General features: G+C 40.2%; 16 protein-coding genes. 7 read left to right on the forward strand and 9 right to left on the reverse strand.

Going from position 1 to position 18,778, the window contains the following annotated elements; genetic code table 11:
* The first annotated feature begins 98 nt into the window (after positions 1 to 98).
* Genes ACSAMO_RS05895 through ACSAMO_RS05905 form a run of 3 tightly spaced genes read left to right on the forward strand, consistent with a single transcriptional unit; the run spans position 99 to position 3,272 of the window.
* Positions 99 to 1,697: a xylulokinase gene (locus tag ACSAMO_RS05895; RefSeq protein WP_412275288.1), complete on the forward strand. Its 1,599-nt coding sequence runs from the start codon at positions 99 to 101 to the stop codon at positions 1,695 to 1,697.
* A gap of 18 nt (positions 1,698 to 1,715) precedes the next feature.
* On the forward strand, positions 1,716 to 2,408 hold the full coding sequence (locus ACSAMO_RS05900; RefSeq protein ID WP_022231115.1) for an L-ribulose-5-phosphate 4-epimerase: 693 nt from the start codon (positions 1,716 to 1,718) through the stop codon (positions 2,406 to 2,408).
* 21 nt (positions 2,409 to 2,429) lie between these two features.
* Positions 2,430 to 3,272: a hypothetical protein gene (locus ACSAMO_RS05905; protein ID WP_482490653.1), complete on the forward strand. Its 843-nt coding sequence runs from the start codon at positions 2,430 to 2,432 to the stop codon at positions 3,270 to 3,272.
* A 58-nt stretch (positions 3,273 to 3,330) separates the two neighbouring features.
* On the opposite strand, the gene ACSAMO_RS05910 is transcribed toward ACSAMO_RS05905, so the two are convergent.
* Positions 3,331 to 4,206: a M14 family metallopeptidase gene (locus ACSAMO_RS05910; protein ID WP_499210031.1), complete on the reverse strand. Its 876-nt coding sequence runs from the start codon at positions 4,204 to 4,206 to the stop codon at positions 3,331 to 3,333.
* A gap of 140 nt (positions 4,207 to 4,346) precedes the next feature.
* On the opposite strand from ACSAMO_RS05910, the gene ACSAMO_RS05915 reads away from it, so the two are divergent.
* Together ACSAMO_RS05915 and ACSAMO_RS05920 are read left to right on the forward strand one after the other, a co-directional pair.
* On the forward strand, positions 4,347 to 5,183 hold the full coding sequence (locus tag ACSAMO_RS05915; protein ID WP_412275291.1) for a pyridoxamine kinase: 837 nt from the start codon (positions 4,347 to 4,349) through the stop codon (positions 5,181 to 5,183).
* Positions 5,184 to 5,307: 124 nt separating this feature from the next.
* Positions 5,308 to 6,030: a stalk domain-containing protein gene (locus tag ACSAMO_RS05920; protein WP_412613426.1), complete on the forward strand. Its 723-nt coding sequence runs from the start codon at positions 5,308 to 5,310 to the stop codon at positions 6,028 to 6,030.
* A 23-nt stretch (positions 6,031 to 6,053) separates the two neighbouring features.
* Here the strand turns inward: ACSAMO_RS05920 and ACSAMO_RS05925 are convergent, their stop codons facing one another.
* The 6 genes from ACSAMO_RS05925 to polA form a co-directional block, all read right to left on the reverse strand.
* Positions 6,054 to 6,464, reverse strand: coding sequence for a Fur family transcriptional regulator (locus tag ACSAMO_RS05925; protein WP_117968687.1), 411 nt, complete (start codon positions 6,462 to 6,464; stop codon positions 6,054 to 6,056).
* Between the two features lie 4 nt (positions 6,465 to 6,468).
* Positions 6,469 to 7,275 (reverse strand): metal ABC transporter permease, encoded by an 807-nt coding sequence (locus ACSAMO_RS05930; RefSeq protein ID WP_483229789.1) that lies wholly within the window; start codon positions 7,273 to 7,275, stop codon positions 6,469 to 6,471.
* Complete coding sequence (locus tag ACSAMO_RS05935) at positions 7,268 to 8,008, reverse strand: metal ABC transporter ATP-binding protein (RefSeq protein ID WP_147514155.1); 741 nt, start codon at positions 8,006 to 8,008, stop codon at positions 7,268 to 7,270. Before ACSAMO_RS05935 ends, ACSAMO_RS05930 begins: the two co-directional genes overlap by 8 nt.
* A gap of 7 nt (positions 8,009 to 8,015) precedes the next feature.
* Positions 8,016 to 8,678, reverse strand: coding sequence for a YoaK family protein (locus ACSAMO_RS05940; protein ID WP_022231108.1), 663 nt, complete (start codon positions 8,676 to 8,678; stop codon positions 8,016 to 8,018).
* Between the two features lies 1 nt (position 8,679).
* Entirely contained in the window at positions 8,680 to 9,528 is an 849-nt protein-coding gene (locus tag ACSAMO_RS05945) for a metal ABC transporter substrate-binding protein (protein ID WP_308455957.1), read from the reverse strand.
* A 193-nt stretch (positions 9,529 to 9,721) separates the two neighbouring features.
* Positions 9,722 to 12,322: a DNA polymerase I gene (gene polA, locus ACSAMO_RS05950; RefSeq protein WP_499210032.1), complete on the reverse strand. Its 2,601-nt coding sequence runs from the start codon at positions 12,320 to 12,322 to the stop codon at positions 9,722 to 9,724.
* 260 nt (positions 12,323 to 12,582) lie between these two features.
* Between polA and ACSAMO_RS05955 the strand changes: the two genes are divergently transcribed.
* Positions 12,583 to 13,824, forward strand: a complete 1,242-nt coding sequence (locus tag ACSAMO_RS05955) for a S1C family serine protease (protein WP_022231105.1) — start codon at positions 12,583 to 12,585, stop codon at positions 13,822 to 13,824.
* 554 nt (positions 13,825 to 14,378) lie between these two features.
* Here ACSAMO_RS05955 and ACSAMO_RS05960 read toward each other — a convergent pair.
* Entirely contained in the window at positions 14,379 to 14,813 is a 435-nt protein-coding gene (locus ACSAMO_RS05960; RefSeq protein ID WP_022231104.1) for a DUF1893 domain-containing protein, read from the reverse strand.
* Positions 14,773 to 15,339 carry an ECF transporter S component gene (locus ACSAMO_RS05965; RefSeq protein ID WP_022231103.1) on the reverse strand — a complete coding sequence of 189 codons (567 nt, stop codon included), beginning with the start codon at positions 15,337 to 15,339 and terminating at the stop codon, positions 14,773 to 14,775. Before ACSAMO_RS05965 ends, ACSAMO_RS05960 begins: the two co-directional genes overlap by 41 nt.
* Positions 15,340 to 15,497: 158 nt before the next feature.
* On the opposite strand from ACSAMO_RS05965, the gene ACSAMO_RS05970 reads away from it, so the two are divergent.
* Positions 15,498 to 18,728, forward strand: coding sequence for a family 78 glycoside hydrolase catalytic domain (locus ACSAMO_RS05970; RefSeq protein WP_499210033.1), 3,231 nt, complete (start codon positions 15,498 to 15,500; stop codon positions 18,726 to 18,728).
* The last annotated feature ends 50 nt before the right edge of the window (positions 18,729 to 18,778 follow it).

The following is an 18,778-nucleotide window of genomic DNA, read 5'->3' on the forward strand; positions in this document are numbered from 1 at the left end:
GAAAAAATCTCTTTTTTATATTGCCAAACATAGATAAGTTGTTTATAATAATAGTTAAGAGTTTTATTCTTTAAATAAAAAAACAGAGGGAGAAAATTATGGAGCAGATTAAAAACGCAATTCAAAACGGCAAAACCGTACTCGGTATTGAGCTTGGCTCAACTCGTATAAAGGCAGTTTTGATTGACGAAAATAACAATCCTATCGCGTCCGGCAGTTACGAATGGGAAAACCGTTTGGAAAACGGTATTTGGACATACAGTCTTGAGGACGTTTGGACAGGTATTCAGACAAGCTACAAAAATATGGCTGACGACGTTAAAAATCAATACGGCGAAGAACTTACAAAAATCGGTGCAATAGGCTTCAGTGCTATGATGCACGGCTATATGGCATTTGACGAAAACAAGGAGCTTTTAGTTCCGTTCCGTACTTGGAGAAACAGCATAACAGGCAAAGCCGCCGCAGAACTTACAAGTCTTTTTGACTTCAATATTCCTGAAAGATGGAGCATTGCTCATCTTTATCAGGCGATTTTAAACGGAGAAGAACATATTTCAAAAATCAAGTATCTTACAACACTTGCCGGATATGTTCATTGGAAACTTACAGGTGAATTTGTACTCGGTATCGGCGAGGCGTCGGGTATGTTCCCTATCGACAGTGCATCAAAAGATTATAATAAGGGTATGATTGAGAAATTCGATAAGTTGATTTCAAATAAAAATCTTCCTTATACAATTTCAGACTTACTTCCAAAAGTGCTTGTTGCAGGAGAAAATGCCGGTACACTTTCAGAAGAGGGTGCAAAACTTCTTGACACAACAGGCAAACTCGGTGCAGGTATTCCGCTATGCCCTCCGGAGGGTGACGCCGGTACGGGTATGACCGCAACAAACAGCATTACAAAGCGTACAGGAAACGTTTCAGCCGGTACGTCCGTATTTGCTATGGTTGTACTTGAAAAACCGCTTTCAAAGGCTTATCCCGAAATTGATATAGTTACAACACCGGTCGGTGACGACGTTGCAATGGTACACGTAAACAACTGTACATCTGACCTTAATGCTTGGGTAAATATATTCAGAGAATATTCAGCCGAACTCGGTATTGAAATAAGTACGGAAAAGCTATACGGCACACTTTACAGAAAAGCTCTTGAAGGTGACGCAGACTGCGGAGGACTTCTTTCATACGGATATTTCTCGGGCGAAAATATTACAGGTCTTGAAGAAGGCCGTCAGCTTTTCGTTCGTACACCGGACAGTAAGTTTAACCTTGCAAATATGATGAGAACTCACCTTTATTCCGCACTCGGAACATTAAAGCTCGGTATGGATATTCTTCTTGACAAGGAAAATGTCAAGCTTGACAGAATGTTCGGTCACGGCGGGTTGTTCAAGACAAAGGACGTTGGTCAGAAGTTTATGGCTGCCGCTATAAACACACCTGTTTCACTTATGGAAACAGCCGGTGAGGGCGGTGCTTGGGGTATCGCATTGCTTGCGTCATATATGCTTGCAAAATCAGAAAACGAAACACTTACCGATTTCCTTAACAACAAAGTATTCTCACAAAGTGAATCATACACACTTGAGCCGACAGACGAGGACGTTAAAGGATTTAACGAATTTGCTGTACGTTACAAGAACGGTCTGCCTATCGAAAAAGCGGCAGTTGAATATTTGAAATACTAATAAAAGGAGATATATAATATGTTAGAAGAATTAAAGCAAAGAGTTTACGAGGCTAATATGCAGTTACCAAAGCATGGACTTGTTACATTCACTTGGGGTAACGTAAGTGAAATTGACAGAGAAACAGGCTATTTTGCAATCAAGCCGTCGGGCGTTGATTACGATAAGCTAAAGCCTGAAGATATGGTTATTATGGACCTTGACGGTAACAAAATCGAAGGTAAATATAACCCATCATCAGACACAGCGACTCATATTGAGCTTTACAAAGCATTCCCTAATATCGGCGGTATCGTACATACACACTCACCTTGGGCAACAAGCTGGGCACAATCGGGACGCGGTATTCCTTGCTACGGTACAACTCACGCTGACTATATGTACGGCGAAATTCCATGCGTAAGAAATCTTACAAAGGAAGAAATCGACGAGGCATACGAAAAAAATACAGGCGTACTTATCGTTGACTTCTTCAAAGACAAAGATTACGTTGCAATGCCTGCCGTACTATGTAAAAATCACGGTCCTTTCACTTGGGGCAAAGACGGTATGGAGGCTGTTCACAATGCAGTCGTACTTGAAGAAGTTGCGAAAATGGCAGCGCGTACCGAAATGATTAATCCGAAAGTTCAAGAGGCACCTCAAGAATTAAAGGATAAACACTATTACAGAAAACACGGCGCAAACGCATATTACGGTCAAAACAATTAATTTTTTAAGGAGGTTTTTATTATGATTATAAGTAATATCTACAAAAGAGCTTTTAACGTATTGTCAAAAATGCCGTTTAAGCTATGGGGACTTTCACTTTTGAGTTCACTTTTAACTATACTCGTTCTTGTATTCGGCGTATTACCGATAGTTATTGTGCCTGTTATAGCGGTTCTTTCCGCAGGTATGGCGGCAGTTTATCTTGACGGTTTCAACGGTAAGGAAGTTTATTCCGACCAGCTTTTCAAAGGTTTTAAAGATTTTTGGAGAACTGCCGGCGGTATGTGTTGGAAAAAGCTATGGATTTTCATTTGGTTCTTAGTTCCGATTGCAGGTCCGTTTATCGCTATTTCAAAGTATTATGCGTATTCATTCACACCGTATATACTTAATGAAGAAAAATCGGTAAACGCAACTGCGGCACTCAGAAAATCAATGCAGGATACAAACGGTTACAAACTTCAAATGTTCTGTGCCGAATTTATCCCTAACTTGCTGATTTATGCTGTTATGGCTATACTTGCATTGCTTTCAAAGATTCCGTTTGTCGGTATATTGTTTGCGGTTATCACAGTCATAGTTCAGCTTGTATATACATTGTTTGCACCGTTGTTCTTCGGTCTTGTACACGCAGGTTTCTATGAATATGCAAAGACTCCGGTAAAGTCAACAACATATTCGGCACCACAGGCACAATCCGCACCGGTTCAAACACCTGTTCAACCACCTGTTCAACCACAAACAACCGAACAAGTCGCTCCGACAGAAAATGACACACCTAAGCCGATTACTTGTCCCGTTTGCGACTCTGTAAACGCACCGAATACTCATTTCTGCTATAAGTGCGGTTCAAAATTAGACTAAAAATAATACGACAATTTATTGTCCTCTGAAAATGAGCTGTTTTTTCAACAGCTCATTTTTAGTTATATGCACATTCATGCATGGCACATAAAGCAATTTTGGCATTTTCATCATACACTTCATCAAGCATACTCATCGGCAAAGGGTTTTGTCCCGTACCTATTTCCACCGTAAATCCCTCTTTTCCGAACTCCTTTATAAACCAATCCTTACAACCGCCGTATGACGCCGTACCTGTCGGAATACACACCGCATATCCGCTTTCCTCCGCCATTTTCTTTGCAATCTCAACCGAATTTTCACCTGTCATACCGTCAAAGTCATAATATATCTCACGGCCTTGACTGTGAAATGCCAACAACATATCAAACTGCTCTTTTCTCACAAATTCCGTAATTGCCCTTGTTTCGGGCTCGGACTCCGCATATTCACCGCCGTATTTTGACGGTGACGGTTTATCGACAACCATCTGCCACTTTGCGTCAAAATTATGGTTTATATCAACTCCCCTCGAATTTGCCTGCCAAACATGATTAAAACTATGTATTCCCACCATACTGATTAAGTGCCTGTGATATTCGTTAGTAATATCAAGACCGTTAAGTGCAATATCTACTCCGTCAGGGTTGACAATAGGTACAATGTAAACCGTAATATCCGAATACAGCCTTTTTATGTCATACCCGAAATATTCCGTTTCCGTCATCAGCTTTACGGTGTAATTTGACACAAATTTTATCAAAAAAGCCGCCGTAAGATATTCAAGTCCGTGATACGCACCGCTTAAAAGCAGTTTTTTCTTTCCCTTTCCGATTTTCAAACACGGAATATCTTTCTGCATAACACTCTTTCCTATCGAAAATCTTTCTATAATGTTATAATTGTCCGTAAGCATTTCTATGTCTTTCAACATTCTCGCATAGTCATAACACAATTTTTCTCGCCTCCCAATATTTATTTATGTATATTAAATTATGTACATTCGGACAACTTTATGATGATTTTATTGACATTAACAATGAAATGTTATAAAATATCTAAAGTCGTTTATAAACGAAGGAATGGAGTTTTAGAATGAAAAGAATTGTGTCAATACAAGATATTTCGTGTTTCGGTAAATGTTCGCTTACCGTTGCGCTTCCTATAATTTCCGCAATGGGTATAGAAGCTTGTCCCGTACCTACGGCGGTACTTTCAACGCATACAGGCGGATTTACAGGCTATACATATCGCGATTTAACGAACGATATTCCGTCTATCGCAGACCATTGGAAAAGCCTTGATTTAAAATTTGACGCAGTTGCAACAGGTTATTTAGGCTCATTTGAGCAGATAAAAATAGTTTCGGACTTTTTCGATAAATTCAAGACCGATGACAACCTTATAATCGTTGATCCCGTAATGGGTGACAAGGGACATTTTTATGCCGGTTTCACCGAAGATTTTGCTTTGGAAATGAAAAAACTTTGTTCAAAAGCCGACGTAATCGTGCCTAACCTTACCGAAGCGGCACAGCTGCTTGACGAGGACTATATCGACGGCGGATATAATGAAGAATATATAAAGAATCTGCTTATACGTCTTTCAAATCTCGGTTCAAAAATTGTCGTTCTTACAGGTGTAAGTTTTGACGATAATTCACAGGGCGTTATGTCCTACAACAGAGAAACAGGCGAATTTTCATCGTACTTTAACGAAAATATTCCCGGTTACTTCCACAGTACAGGCGATATTTTTTCAAGCACCTTGTGCGGTGCATTGGTTAAGGGATTTGATATGAGTAAGGCGGTTAGGATAGCCGTTGACTTTACGGTTGACTGTATCAAGCACACTGTAGGGAGCGAAAAAGAGCATTGGTACGCGGTTAAATTCGAGGAATGTATCCCCGATTTAATCGAAATGATAAAATAAAGCAATATAATAGGGACACTAAAATTTAGTGTCCCCTTTATTATATACTCATTTACACTTGTAATTAGCTATATTTGTATGTTATACTGATATTAACAAATATATTTTGAAAGGGAGTTTTTATATGAAAAAGGATTTTGTAAAAGGAATTGCAGTCGGCTGCGCATTGTCAATGGCAATCGGTGGTGCGTCCGCGCTTGCCGATACGTACAGAAAATTTCTTGAAGTGGCTTACACTGACATCAAAGTTGTCGTAAATGGAAAGCCGACAACACCGCGTGACAGTGACGGCACCCCTGTTAAGCCGTTTATCTCCAGCGGCACGACCTATCTGCCCGTAAGATCCATTTCAAACGCTCTGGGACAAAACGTTGATTGGGACAGTGACACAAGCACTATATATATCGGCGATAAATTAGAAACAGACAAAGTTAATATGGCAAAAATCGAGCCAGTTGAAGGTACCCATATTTTAAACAGTTCAAGTGCTACATTTCCCCTTAGACAAGTTACAATTGTTCCTGATAACCGTTTTGCTCCTTATAGTAGTACTTTATTTATTCTTGACGGCAAATATTCTTCTTTAGAAGGCTTATTTGCCGTACCTGATCGTGATAATGATGATGACATAAATGCTGTACAATTCATAAATGAAGATACCGATGAGGTGCTTGCAACAGTTTCAAATAAAAGACTCGAAAAAGCCGTAGATGTCAAAGTAAATCTTATAGGTGTTGATAAGCTTCGAGTTAAAGCCGGTCGTATTTCAGATGATAACAACTTTGAGTTTGGTTATAACGGTGGCTATTTATACAATCTCTACTTAACACCAATAACTCAAAAATAATTCAACCAAAAAGGACGCTGAAATCAGCGTCCTTTTGTATTCAATTTCTTTTGACATTTATCACAATAGCCGTATATTTCAAGTTTATGTCCCGTCACCGTAAAATTATCTATATGCGGTGAATGTACGGGGCATATATCGACGTAACGCATTTCCTTACAGCCAAGACATATTGCATAATGACGGTGTTCGCCGTTTATGAGTTCATAATAAAACTTATCACTGTCTTGAATTGTATGCTTACTAACTATACCCTTTTCACACAGCTTTTCCGCAATTCTGTAAACGGTCGAAAGCGACATTCCGTCAACCTTGTCATATATATTTTCAACCGTAAGAGGTGCGTCTGCGTCCGACAGTACCTGCATAACGCTTATACGCTGTTTTGTACATTTCAAACCTACTTTTGAAAGTATGCTGTTTATATCCTCCATACTCTCACCTTCTCCTTTTACTTGTACAAGCCATTATTACAATCAAGAATACCACACCCAAAAGCACAATCGTGCCTCCCGGTCTGAGGTCAAGATAGTACGATATGAATAGTCCGGCAACAGTGAAAAATTCTGCAAACGCGATTGACCACCATATTGTCTGCTTATAGCTTTTCGCAATCATCATTGCCGCCGCAACAGGTATAACAAGAAGTGACGAAATCATAAGCGCGCCGACAATTCTTGACGCAACCGAAACCGTAACCGCCGTTAATAACATAAGTACAAGATTAATACCGCCGACAGGCACTCCCGCAAGCTTTGCCGCCTCTTCGTCAAACGTAACGAAGAACAATTCTTTATACAATAATATTGAAGTTATAATAACCGCTATGCCGAGTCCAATCGTTAAGTACAATTCAAAATCGGTTATTGCAACTATCGAGCCGAACAAAAAGCTGTTTATATTGGTTGAGCCGTTGGTTATAAATCCCGACAATACCGCCGTAAGACCGATACCCGCCGACATAACAACCACCGTTGCAATTTCCGAATATTTGCCGAATGATTTTCTGAAAACCTCTATTCCGATAACCGCAAAAATCGAAAACATCACCGCACCCAAAATCGGATTAATTCCGAGCAAAAGTCCGAATGCGATACCTGCCAATGCCGAATGTGACGTTGCGTCACCTATCGCCGAAAGTCTTTTAAGTACAATCGAAACGCCTATACACGGTGCAATCACCGCAATTATTGCCGCAACTACAAATGCTCTTTGCATAAATGCGTACTGAAAAATATTATCCATGATGATGCACCCTCTTCCCTGCAAATATTTCGTTTATCTGTTGCATTGTAAGGTCGTTTCGGCTTACAAATTCGCCGTTGCCGTGTTCGCAGAATATTAAAAGTTTGTCCGATACTCTGACAAGTTCCGGAGTATCGTGGTTTGTCATAATAATCGTCATTCCCTGTTTGTTGAGTTCGCTTATTATGTCCATTATCTGTCTTACCGACTTCGCATCAACTCCGACTGTCGGCTCGTCCATAAGCAACAGTTCAGGCTCCGAAATCAACGCTCTTGCAATAAATATCCTCTGTTGCTGACCGCCCGACAAATTACCGATCAGTCGGTTTTCGTATCCCGACATTCCCACTTTTTCAAGCACTGTACTTAGTTTTTCGTAATCCTCTTTTCTGTAGCGTTTAAAAAGTCCGCGTCTGCTGTACAGATTTGCCATTACAACCTCTTTAACCGTTGCAGGGAAATCGCTGTTAAACGAATTTGCTTTTTGAGAAACATAACCGATTTTATAATTTTCTTTAAACTTCGATAAATCTTCTCCGAAAAGTGTTATTTTACCCTTGTTGTACGGCAAAATTTTTAAAATTATTTTTATCAGTGTACTTTTTCCCGCACCGTTTGCACCGATTATACCGAGAAAATCACCCTTATGTAATGTAAAATTCACATCACGCAATACAGATGTATCGGAATAATCAAAATACAAATTTTCAATTTTTAAAATTTCCTGTTCCATATTATCCTCAATCTTCCTTATTAATAAGCATAATCGAAAACGCCGTTATCAGCAATATACTGCTTACCAAAATAGCCTTTTCGCTGAACAATCTGACAGATACGTTACCCATAATCGCACCTATCGTAAATATTGCAATTATGCCGAAAAACAAAAATCCTTTTTCCATTGCGGGTTTGTCTTTTGTAAACCAATAATCACATATCGATTGCGTTGCCATACGCAAGTTACCTATGCACATTGTAGTCGCCATACCGTTGCCCTGTATCTTTCTGAAACTTTCAACCTGTGCACCGCACGCAAGCGATGTAAGGCTGTTTGCAAGCAAATTCAGTTCCTGCGGTATAAACATTACGCCGAATAATATCACTGCCTCGCAAAATACAATTATCTGTCGCCAGTGAACGTGTTTTCTGTTTGTAAACTTTCTTCTCACAAATTCTGCCGCCGCAATACCAATCGCAAATGCCAAAACAGGACACACATATTGGAGTGCCTTGCTCCAATGCCCCATTGACAAATTAACACCGAACAAAAGTATGTTACCCGTCTGCGCATTTGCAAAAACTTCACCTCTGCAAAGATAACTGTATGCGTCCATAAATCCACCGGACAATGTGAGCAGTATCATAATCGGAAGTGATTCTGAAATCTGTTTTGATGCTTTCATTTTAAATCCCCTTCTTTAGTTCCTCAAGATTTGCTTTCATAACCGTTACATAGTCACGACTTTCGCTGTCACCCTCAAAAGTATAAAGCGGAAGTGCCTGAATATCAGCCTCATTCGCAACCGCCTGTGCCATTTTGTCACCCTCAAGCGGATCATAGAAAATACAGCTTATGCCCTCGCTCTTTATTTGGTCAACCACCTTTGCCATTTGTGACGGTGACGGATCACTGTCACCTGTAACCCCCTCAAGCGCAACTTGTTTCATACCGTAATCGTTGCAAAGATAGCTGTACGCACCGTGTGTTACAAATATCGTCTTACCGTCAAGTTCGGCATTTTTGTACTCGGTGTCTACCTCATCAATTTGAGTTAGATAACTGTCAAGTCTGTTTATATAGTTCTGTGCATTTTTGCTGTCCACCTCTGACAACACGTTGCATATTGCCTGCATTTGCAATTTTGCATTCTGCGGACTAAGCCAAATATGCGGATCGTTTCCGTCTGTCGGTATCTGTTCCGATGTGCATATAACTTTTACGTTCTGCGGAAGTGTTTCGATTATTTTGTCCGCCCAGCTTTCCATTCCGACGCCGTTATATATAAATATGTCAGCCTCCGAAAGTTTCGCCATATCAGACGCAGTCGGCTCAAAATCGTGCGGCTCTGTTCCTGTCGGTACTATGTTTGTTAGATCTATATCGTCACCTCCGATTGTTTTCGTAAAGTCATACATTGCATAAAATGATGTGTATACCTTTGGTTTGCCGCTGTTTTCAGCGTTTTTTTGACACGATGTCAATGCCAAAACAAGTATAAGCATTAGTGGTATCAGCTTTATAATTTTTTTCATATTTTTATTTCCTTTCGTTGTTGTTTTGATGTAATAATCGCACATACGGGACGTCGTGGGTGTCGTCCCCTACGAATTTATCTATTATCTATACTTGCCACCCCTCAGTCGTTTCACGACAGCTCCCCTCAAGTGGCGCCTTTTATGCCTCTCCTTGAGGAGAGGTGGCACGCAGTGACGGAGTGGTGGCAAACTATTTCGCGTCATACCAGCTATGTCCTGTTGACATATCCACTTTAAGAGGAACATTAAGTTCCATTGCACTCTGCATTTCTTCGCTCAAAATTTGTTTAACCTTATCCACTTCGTCCTTATGTGCCTCAACGATAAGTTCGTCATGTACCTGCAATATAAGCTTTGACTTCAATCCCTCATTTATAAGTCTATTATCAACTCTCACCATTGCAAGCTTTATAATATCCGCCGCCGTACCTTGTATCGGTGTATTCAGTGCAACACGTTCGCCGAACTGACGTATATTATAATTCGGTGACTTCAATTCAGGGATATAACGTATTCTGTTAAGCATAGTTTTAACATAGCCGTCCTTTTTCGCCTGTTCCTTTATGCTCTCCATATAATTTCTTACGCCGTGATACTTTTCAAGATAGCTTTCAATATATGCCTTAGCCTCTTTAACCGATATATGCAAATCCTGTGCCAGTGAAAATTCACCTATGCCGTACACAATACCGAAGTTTACCGCCTTTGCACTTGAACGCTGTTCCTTTGTAACATCCTCAAGCGGTATACCAAGCACCTGTGATGCGGTAACTGCGTGAATATCCTCATTATTTCTAAACGCATTTATCATTGTTTCATCATTTGCGATATGCGCAAGCACTCTAAGCTCAATCTGTGAATAGTCTGCATCCACAAGTACATAACCCTCTTTCGCAACAAACATTTTCCTGATTTCTCTGCCAAGCTCCGTACGAGTCGGAATGTTCTGCAAATTCGGTTCTGTTGATGAAAGTCTGCCGGTAACGGTCACTGTCTGCGTAAACACTGAATGTATGCGGTGCGTATTCGGATTTACAACAGCCCGCAAACCGTCACAATATGTGCTTTTCAGCTTTGCAAGCTGACGGTATTCCATAATAAAATTAACTATAGGGTGCTTATCTCTGAGCTTTTCAAGCACATCTGCATTTGTCGCATATCCGGTCTTTGTTTTCTTTACAGGCTTTAATTCAAGTTTTTCAAAAAGAATTACACCAAGCTGTTTCGGTGAATTAATATTAAATTCTTCACCGGCAAGCATATATATTTCATTTGTAAGCGCATCAATCTTTTCACCAAGTTTATCGGCAAATTCCTTTAATTGATGGTCGTCTACGAGAAATCCGTTTATTTCAAGGTGTGCAAGCACCGTAACAAGCGGTAATTCCACCTCTTGATACAGCTTTTCCTGTCCGTTTTCCTTTATCTTATCGCCTATACGCTCATTAAGCACACCGAGTGCAACTGCACATTTTGCAAGGTATTCGCTCCTGTCGGTTTCCACATCGTCAAGTAATGACAACTGCTTGACTTCAGGCTTTTCTATAACCGTGCCGAAATATTCGCTTGCCAATTTTTCTATTGTGTATTCATTTTTTGCAGGATCTACAAGGTATGCGGCGATTGCGGTATCATCTGCTATATTTTTTATGTCAATTCTGCAGTTTAATTTAACGATAGCCTCTTTGACGTCAAACATAACCTTTGCTATGCTGTCATCTTCAAGCAACTCTTTTATATCGTCTTGCTCATTTAATACTACCGCATTATTCCCCGCTCCGACTGCCGCCGATGAAATATTATCACCGTCAAAGTCAAGCACAACGGTCACCTTATCACCGCTAATCATATTCTTATCCCCGACTTGATAAGAAAAATCTTTAAAAATATCCTCGTTTTCTTTTACGTTATCCACGCCTGACAAATCAAGCTTCTTTATAATACTGTTAAGTTCAAGTCGCTTTAATATTTCGTAAAGCTCGCCGTTGTTTTCAAAACCGTCAAATACACATTTCTCCGCATTAAATTCGATCGGTGTATTTCTGTTGATAGTCGCAAGCTCCTTTGACATAAACGCCATTTCCCTGCCGTCTTTCATCTTTTGGAGCATAGCGCCCTTTAGACCTATATCGTCAATGTTTTCATATATATATTCAATGCTGTGATGTTTTTCGATAAGGCTCATAGCCGTTTTTTCGCCGACACCCTTAACACCGGGAATATTATCGGACGGATCGCCCATAAGCGCTTTTACGTCAATAAATTCAGTCGGTGTGACGTGGTACTTTTCCTTAACACCCTTGTCATCATAAATAATCGTTTCATTATATCCCGACTTTGTAACCGTCAAAATGACCTTTGTTTTGTCACTCGCAAGCTGCAGATCGTCTTTATCGCCCGTTGCAATGAAACAGCTTATTTCACTTTCTTCACAAAGTCTTGCAACTGTTCCGATTATGTCATCAGCCTCGTAACCCTCTTTTTCAAGAATTGTTACGCCCATTGCACGAAGTACATCCTTTGCAAGAGGCATTTGTGCGGCAAGTCCCTCGGGCATTGGCTTACGCTGTGCCTTGTATCCCTCGTACTGCTTATGACGAAATGTCGGTGCTTTCACGTCAAAAGCCGCACAAATATAATCCGGCTCCTGCTCCTTTATCAGTTTCAATAATATATTAAGAAAACCATATATCGCATTTGTCGGAGTACCGTCCTTTGCGGACAAATAACGCACACCGTAAAACGCACGGTTTAAAATACTGTTTGAATCAAGTATAAGTAACTTCTTCATATAAAATCCTTTCTACTTTATAATATCTTTGCGTGTATATTTTGTTGCAAATAATTCGCATTTATACATATTCTAACCTTATTATCTCTATTTGTCAATACCTGTTCACACTTTGTTCATAAAATAAGTCATTTCTATTTACATTTAATTCATACCAGTGTCAAAAGTGTACTGTATCATATAACCATAGTCAAAGGAAAGCTATAAAGAGTATGAATTTAGATTGTTTTGATAATAATGATATAAGGAGGATGACGACCATGAAGAAATACCCTTATACAGAATCAACTGACTTGATTATTTACGACCAAAAGCCAAAGAAAGAGAAAAAACAAAAAGTATGGCTAACAGCTGTCTGTTCAGCTCTTGCAGCAAGCATATTTACAGCAGGTGTATTCGGAACAGGAATGTACTTTATGCAAAAGAATATGAACAACAACACTCAAAGCGCGGCAGTTGCAAGTGCAACAACACAATCGGATGATTCATCATCTTCGGATTCAGCTCAACTTGCAGCATACAAAAACGGTAAGAAAGTTCTTACAATTCCCGAAATTGCAGAACAAGTCGGACCAAGCGTTGTCGGTGTTATAAACAAGACTACAGTTCAACCGCAAAAATATTACGATCCGTTCAGCGGAAGATATTATTATTCAAGCGGCGACGGAAGCACAGACGGTCAAACCGTTGAACAAGGCAGCGGTTCAGGAATTATTTTCCAAGACGATGGTTACATTGTAACAAATCAGCACGTTATTGACGGTGCTTCGGAAATATCGGTAATACTTAATACAGGTGATGAATTCACCGCAAAACTTGTAGGTCAGGATACAAAAACAGACCTTGCGGTTTTGAAAATCGATCCGGGTTCAACAAAGCTTACAGCCGCAACACTCGGCGACTCGACAACAGTTCAAGTCGGTGAAACGGCAGTTGCAATCGGTAACCCTATGGGACAGGAATTTTCCGGTTCAGTTACGTCAGGTATAATCAGTGCCGTAAACAGAACAATGAATATAGATAACAGAACTTATAACCTATTGCAGACAGATGCCGCCATTAACTCAGGTAACTCGGGCGGTGCTTTAATCAACCAATACGGTGAGGTTATAGGTATTAACTCAGTTAAATTATCAACCACAGGCGTTGAAGGTATGGGATTTGCTATCGCAATATCAGAGGCAAAACCAATCATTGACGACTTGATGGCATCAGGATACGTGACAGGCAGACCGCTTGTCGGAATCGGTATCAAAGATACAGGCTACGGTTTGTTTATCGGAAGTGTTTCCGAGGGCAGCGGAGCGGCAGAGGCCGGACTTAAAGTCAACGATATGATTCTTGAAGTTGACGGTCAGAAGGTCTCATCTACCGAGGAGGTCAACGAAATCCGTGATAAGAAAAAAGCGGGCGATTATTTGACCTTTAAGATTTTAAGAGACGGTGAAACTATGGAAGTACAGGTTCGCTTGATGGAAGACTCGGCAGATAAAACTAAATAAGCTATCCAGTTTTAATTGATAGACTGTGTAAAAACAGTCGATACCATCCTTTTTTTCATATGCCCTTGCCTTCCCCAAAGGCAAGGGTCCCCCCAAAAGTTACAAATATCTTTGATATTTGTTTCATATATATATATTACATCTTTTATAGTTGTGATAACTCCCCCATTTAAAACATTTACTCCCCCCAATATGTATATGTTTTTGACACCGCCGATACGGCGGTGTTTTTTTATGCGTTTTTATATTTCGTAGGGGCGATCATCGGTCGCCCGTTGCCTATTTTTCTATCACCACCCCTCAGTCGGTTTTGCCGACAGCTCCCCTCAATGGGAGCCTTACAAAATACCTCTCCTTGAGAAGAGGTGGCACGCAGTGACGGAGTGGTGGCAAAAAAGGACGTCGTGGTGCTGTCCCTTTTCCCACACACACTAACTCATTAAGGGCGACCAATGGTCGCCCCTACGAAACACTTGCCGTATTGCAATACAAAACCACACAAAAAGGCGACCAACGGCCGCCCTACGAAATATTTATTATATAGCAAAAGGCGATCAATGACCGCCCTTTCTCATTTCAGCAATTTTCTTTTTCAGCACATCATATGCCGTATTCGGTTCATCTACTTCAAGCACTGCCTTTTCCATAGGACACATACCTGTTTTATCACGATTTATAATATACTCAACCAAATTATCGTAATATGCCTTAACCTTATATTTTTCAAAAACATCAAGTGCATGAGAGCTTATAATATCGGCATAAACCTCTTTTACTCCGCCTTTTACCATAAGTAAAGCCGCCGCTTTACCGACAACTTTATCGGCAGCAAACGAATTTTTTATAATATCATCCCCACCGTCAAGAATTTCCAAAAGAGGTGCAACGCCGTGTTTCGTTGAAGTATAAACATCATTTTCGCCTACAATCACAATAGAAAAATTATTATTATGCAACTGTTCCTTTGCAGATTCTAAAATGTCTGTCAATGTAACCGCTCCTTTCAAGTGCATATACAACAGGCGGAATTATCAAAACTTGAATTATAATTCCAGGTACACCGCTGACTGTTGCGGTAACTGCCGCAATAGGTCCGCCACACTGTATACCCATAAGATTTACCGCAACAAACAATGAAATTGCATACACAATTCTACCGCAAAGCATGGCAGTTAAAAGTGAAATATATGTACCCATTTTCTTCTTATTAAACTTAAATGTATTATACATCAAACCGCTTACCAATCCATATACCGCAAGCTCAATCATCATAAACGGCAATCTGCCTACTGCCGGCATACCCGTCAAAACAGAGCTTATAATCGGTGAAAACAATCCTACAAAAAATCCAAACACAGGTCCTAAAACAAATCCTCCGAGTAATACAGGTATGTGCATAGGCAAAAATACTTGACCCGGTTGCGGCACTCCCGTTAAATGAAATGCCATAGGCAATACAAGTGCCAATGCGATAAGCAGTCCTCCGACCGTTATTTTCTTTACATTTTTCTTCATTCCGATCTCTCCCTTCTTTTAACTTGCATATTATATCAAATATTATATGCAATGTCAAAATACAAAGCAAAAAATAAACGATTTCAAGCAAAATTTTGAAACATTTTATATTGTGCTATGGTATAATGATATTAATAAAACAGACGGAGATTAGAATTATGATTATTTACGATATGAAAACAGAGGATTTAATAAATCCAATCGGAATTGATGAAAAGAAACCGCGATTTTCTTGGAAACTGCAATCGAAAATCAGCGGTACTGTTCAAACCGCTTACAGAATTATTGTTCGCTCCGACAATGATACGGTTTGGGACAGCGGTAAAGTTATGTCTGACCGCTCAATCTGCATTGAATACAACGGTCGATCTTTATCGGCTATGACAAAGTATTCTTGGCAAGTAAGCGTATGGGACGAACAAGGCAATGAATACACAAGCGATACTGCCGATTTTGAAACAGGCTTAATGAATAATGAATTTAATTCCGATTGGATTGGCAGTCCGCAAGAAACCGTCAACACATATGCCGTTGATAACTATAAAATTTCTTGTACTTTCAAGTCGGACAATCTCGGCTTGGTTGCGAACGCAAGAAATAAAGATAACTATGTCCTATTTAACATCTGCAAAGACAGCGTTTCTGTTTACGAAATATCCGACAATGCTTGGAATGACAATGTTCCGTATAAAAAATTACTCGGTACATTCCATGTTACCGAACATTCCGACAGCCTTGAATTATCGGTAAACAAAACAAATGTACTTCTTTATCTGAACGGTCAAAAAGTAATTGATGAAGATATTCTTCCGAAAAATATCATAAATCAGCCGCGCAAGGCATTTTTAATGTCTGTCGGCTTTAATCAGCTAAACAGTGTTGCCGAAATCAGTCACTTAAAAATCGAAACAAACAATCTTGTTTTGCAAGAGGATAATTTTGAAAACGGCTTACTTTCGGCACTCGGCACATACGAAAACGGAAAACTCACAATCAACAACGCATTTGAAATTGTCAATCCCGTACCGTCTGTAAATCTCCGCAAACGTTTCAATATAGAAAAAACAATCAAATCGGCACGTCTTTATGCGTCTGCGCAAGGTTTTTACAATGCCTGCATAAACGGCGAAAAAGTCAGTGACGATTTTTACAATCCCGGTTTTACCGACTACAGACTAAGAATTCAATACCAAACTTTTGACGTTACCGATATGCTTGCAGACGGTAAAAATATCATAAGTGCAGTTCTTGGAAAAGGACATTATTCGGGCTTTTGCGGTTACAGCGGTGCTATGATATACGGCAAAGAGAGTTCGTTTATTGCTATGCTGAATATTGTCTACACTGACGGAACAAGCGAGGTTATCAAAACAGACAGTTCGTGGGAGTTTACTGATAAAGCACCGATAAGCGACTGTGATTATTTTGACGGTGAAAGCTATGACGCAAGGCTTGAATACAATCCCCTTGCGGACGATAAACGCTGGGTTAAATGCGGTATCAAACAACAACCTAAAAAGCCTGTCCCGACAAACGGCACACTATCCGATACTGATTTTAAATTAACCGCCCAAAAGGGTAACACTGCAAAAATTATAAAAAACTTTGTCGGTAAATTCGTGTGTGAAAATCCGAAAAATCATTTCGTTTATGATGTCGGTCAAAATATGGTCGGAACAATAAAATTGAAAGTTAAAGGTCAATGCGGTCAGTCGATTAAAATTCGTTACGGCGAAATGACGCATAAAGACGGCTGTATTTATATAAAAAATCTGCGTTCCGCCGCAAATACCGATATTTATACACTTTGCGGACGTGATACGGAGGAGTTTATTCCTACTTTCACGTCACACGGTTTCAGATATGCGGAAATCAGCGGTAACGGTTGCGATATATCAAAAGATATGATTATCTCGGTTGACGGTCTTGCAATATCGAATATTGATATTGTTACAGGTGAATTTGAATGTTCAAATCCGCTTATTAACAGGCTTCAGCACAATATCCGTTGGGGTGAAATCGGCAATTTTCTGCTAATTCCTACTGATTGTCCGCAACGCAACGAGCGTATGGGTTGGACGGGTGATATGCAGGTTTTTGCAAAAACAGGTGCATATAATATGAACATAAAGTCGTTTATCGACAAATGGCTTGATGATTTGATTGACGCACAAACTATGTACAATAAAAACGGTGCTGTTCCCGATACCGCCCCACTCGGAGGTGATAACCGCATTGACGGTTGCGGCGGTTGGGGCGACGCCGCAACGATTGTGCCGTGGGAAATGTATGAAGCATACGGCGATATACGCATACTTAAAAAATGCTATGATATGATGAAAAAGTGGGTTGAATATCAAAACAGCACTGACCGCCGTAATTACGGTGTACGAACGGTTGACGGCAAGGAAGTACCGGAACAATCCGACCTTGCGACAATTCCGTATATTCAAGTACAGCAATGCCGTGGCGACCACCTTACTTATGACAATTCCACGCCTTACATATATTCCGCAACGGCATATGCCGCACATTCTGCCGACATACTCCGCAGAACCGCGTACATTCTCGGCAAAACCGATGATGAAAAACGATATACTGAATTATTTGAAAATATAAAACGTGCATTCAATGATGCGTGGGTTAATGATGACGGCTCTGTTTCGTATTACGGCGAAGTGAGTTCACAGACCGCACATTGCGGCGAATCGGTCGCACTTGACGGAAGTGTTACGCGATATACATATTATGCCGAAAACACTCCGCACTGTCCGAGTCAAACAGCATATGCACTTGCAGTTGACTTTGACCTTATCCCCAAAGACAAGCTTAAAAATACAAGAAAATATTTCAAAAACTCAATATTGAGAAACAACGGCAAACTTACAGTCGGCTTTCTCGGTATATCACATCTTGCACCTGCACTTTCAAAAGTCGGTCTTGATGATGTTGCTTTTAAGTTGCTTGAACAGGAAGACAATCCGTCTTGGCTTTACAGTGTCAAAAACGGTGCTACAACCATATGGGAGCGTTGGAATTCGTATATTGCCGAAACAGGCACTTTCGGCGATGTTTCAATGAATTCGTTTAACCATTATTCTTACGGTGCGATAGGTCAATGGTTCTTTACCGATATACTTGGTATTTGTCCCGTTGAATTTGGGTATAAATCATTTATGCTTTCACCGAAATTCGGAGGCGGTTTGACTTATGCCAAAGGCAGTTTTACGTCACCTTACGGTAAAATCAGTTCTGCGTGGAAATTGCATGACGGTAAATTTACGTATGATTGCACCGTTCCGACTAATACAACCGCAACTTTGAAATTGCCTAACGGTGATATTCATACACTTGTAGGCGGTAGTTATCATTTTGAAATCGATGTTTAAGTGTGTTGAACAAGGGGCGACCGATGATCGCCCCTACGGAATTGATGTGG

The organism is Ructibacterium sp. SJQ-7, assembly GCF_054696575.1.

Coding starts and splice junctions, on each gene's coding strand:
- ACSAMO_RS05940 (WP_022231108.1), bottom strand. CDS start 8,678: ATGAAAGCATCAAAACAGATTTCAGAATCACTTCCGATTATGATACTG.
- ACSAMO_RS05965 (WP_022231103.1), bottom strand. CDS start 15,339: ATGAAGAAAAATGTAAAGAAAATAACGGTCGGAGGACTGCTTATCGCA.
- ACSAMO_RS05915 (WP_412275291.1), top strand. CDS start 4,347: ATGAAAAGAATTGTGTCAATACAAGATATTTCGTGTTTCGGTAAATGT.
- ACSAMO_RS05955 (WP_022231105.1), top strand. CDS start 12,583: ATGAAGAAATACCCTTATACAGAATCAACTGACTTGATTATTTACGAC.
- ACSAMO_RS05925 (WP_117968687.1), bottom strand. CDS start 6,464: ATGGAGGATATAAACAGCATACTTTCAAAAGTAGGTTTGAAATGTACA.
- ACSAMO_RS05945 (WP_308455957.1), bottom strand. CDS start 9,528: ATGAAAAAAATTATAAAGCTGATACCACTAATGCTTATACTTGTTTTG.
- ACSAMO_RS05895 (WP_412275288.1), top strand. CDS start 99: ATGGAGCAGATTAAAAACGCAATTCAAAACGGCAAAACCGTACTCGGT.
- ACSAMO_RS05970 (WP_499210033.1), top strand. CDS start 15,498: ATGATTATTTACGATATGAAAACAGAGGATTTAATAAATCCAATCGGA.
- polA (WP_499210032.1), bottom strand. CDS start 12,322: ATGAAGAAGTTACTTATACTTGATTCAAACAGTATTTTAAACCGTGCG.
- ACSAMO_RS05935 (WP_147514155.1), bottom strand. CDS start 8,008: ATGGAACAGGAAATTTTAAAAATTGAAAATTTGTATTTTGATTATTCC.
- ACSAMO_RS05900 (WP_022231115.1), top strand. CDS start 1,716: ATGTTAGAAGAATTAAAGCAAAGAGTTTACGAGGCTAATATGCAGTTA.
- ACSAMO_RS05920 (WP_412613426.1), top strand. CDS start 5,308: ATGAAAAAGGATTTTGTAAAAGGAATTGCAGTCGGCTGCGCATTGTCA.
- ACSAMO_RS05930 (WP_483229789.1), bottom strand. CDS start 7,275: ATGGATAATATTTTTCAGTACGCATTTATGCAAAGAGCATTTGTAGTT.
- ACSAMO_RS05905 (WP_482490653.1), top strand. CDS start 2,430: ATGATTATAAGTAATATCTACAAAAGAGCTTTTAACGTATTGTCAAAA.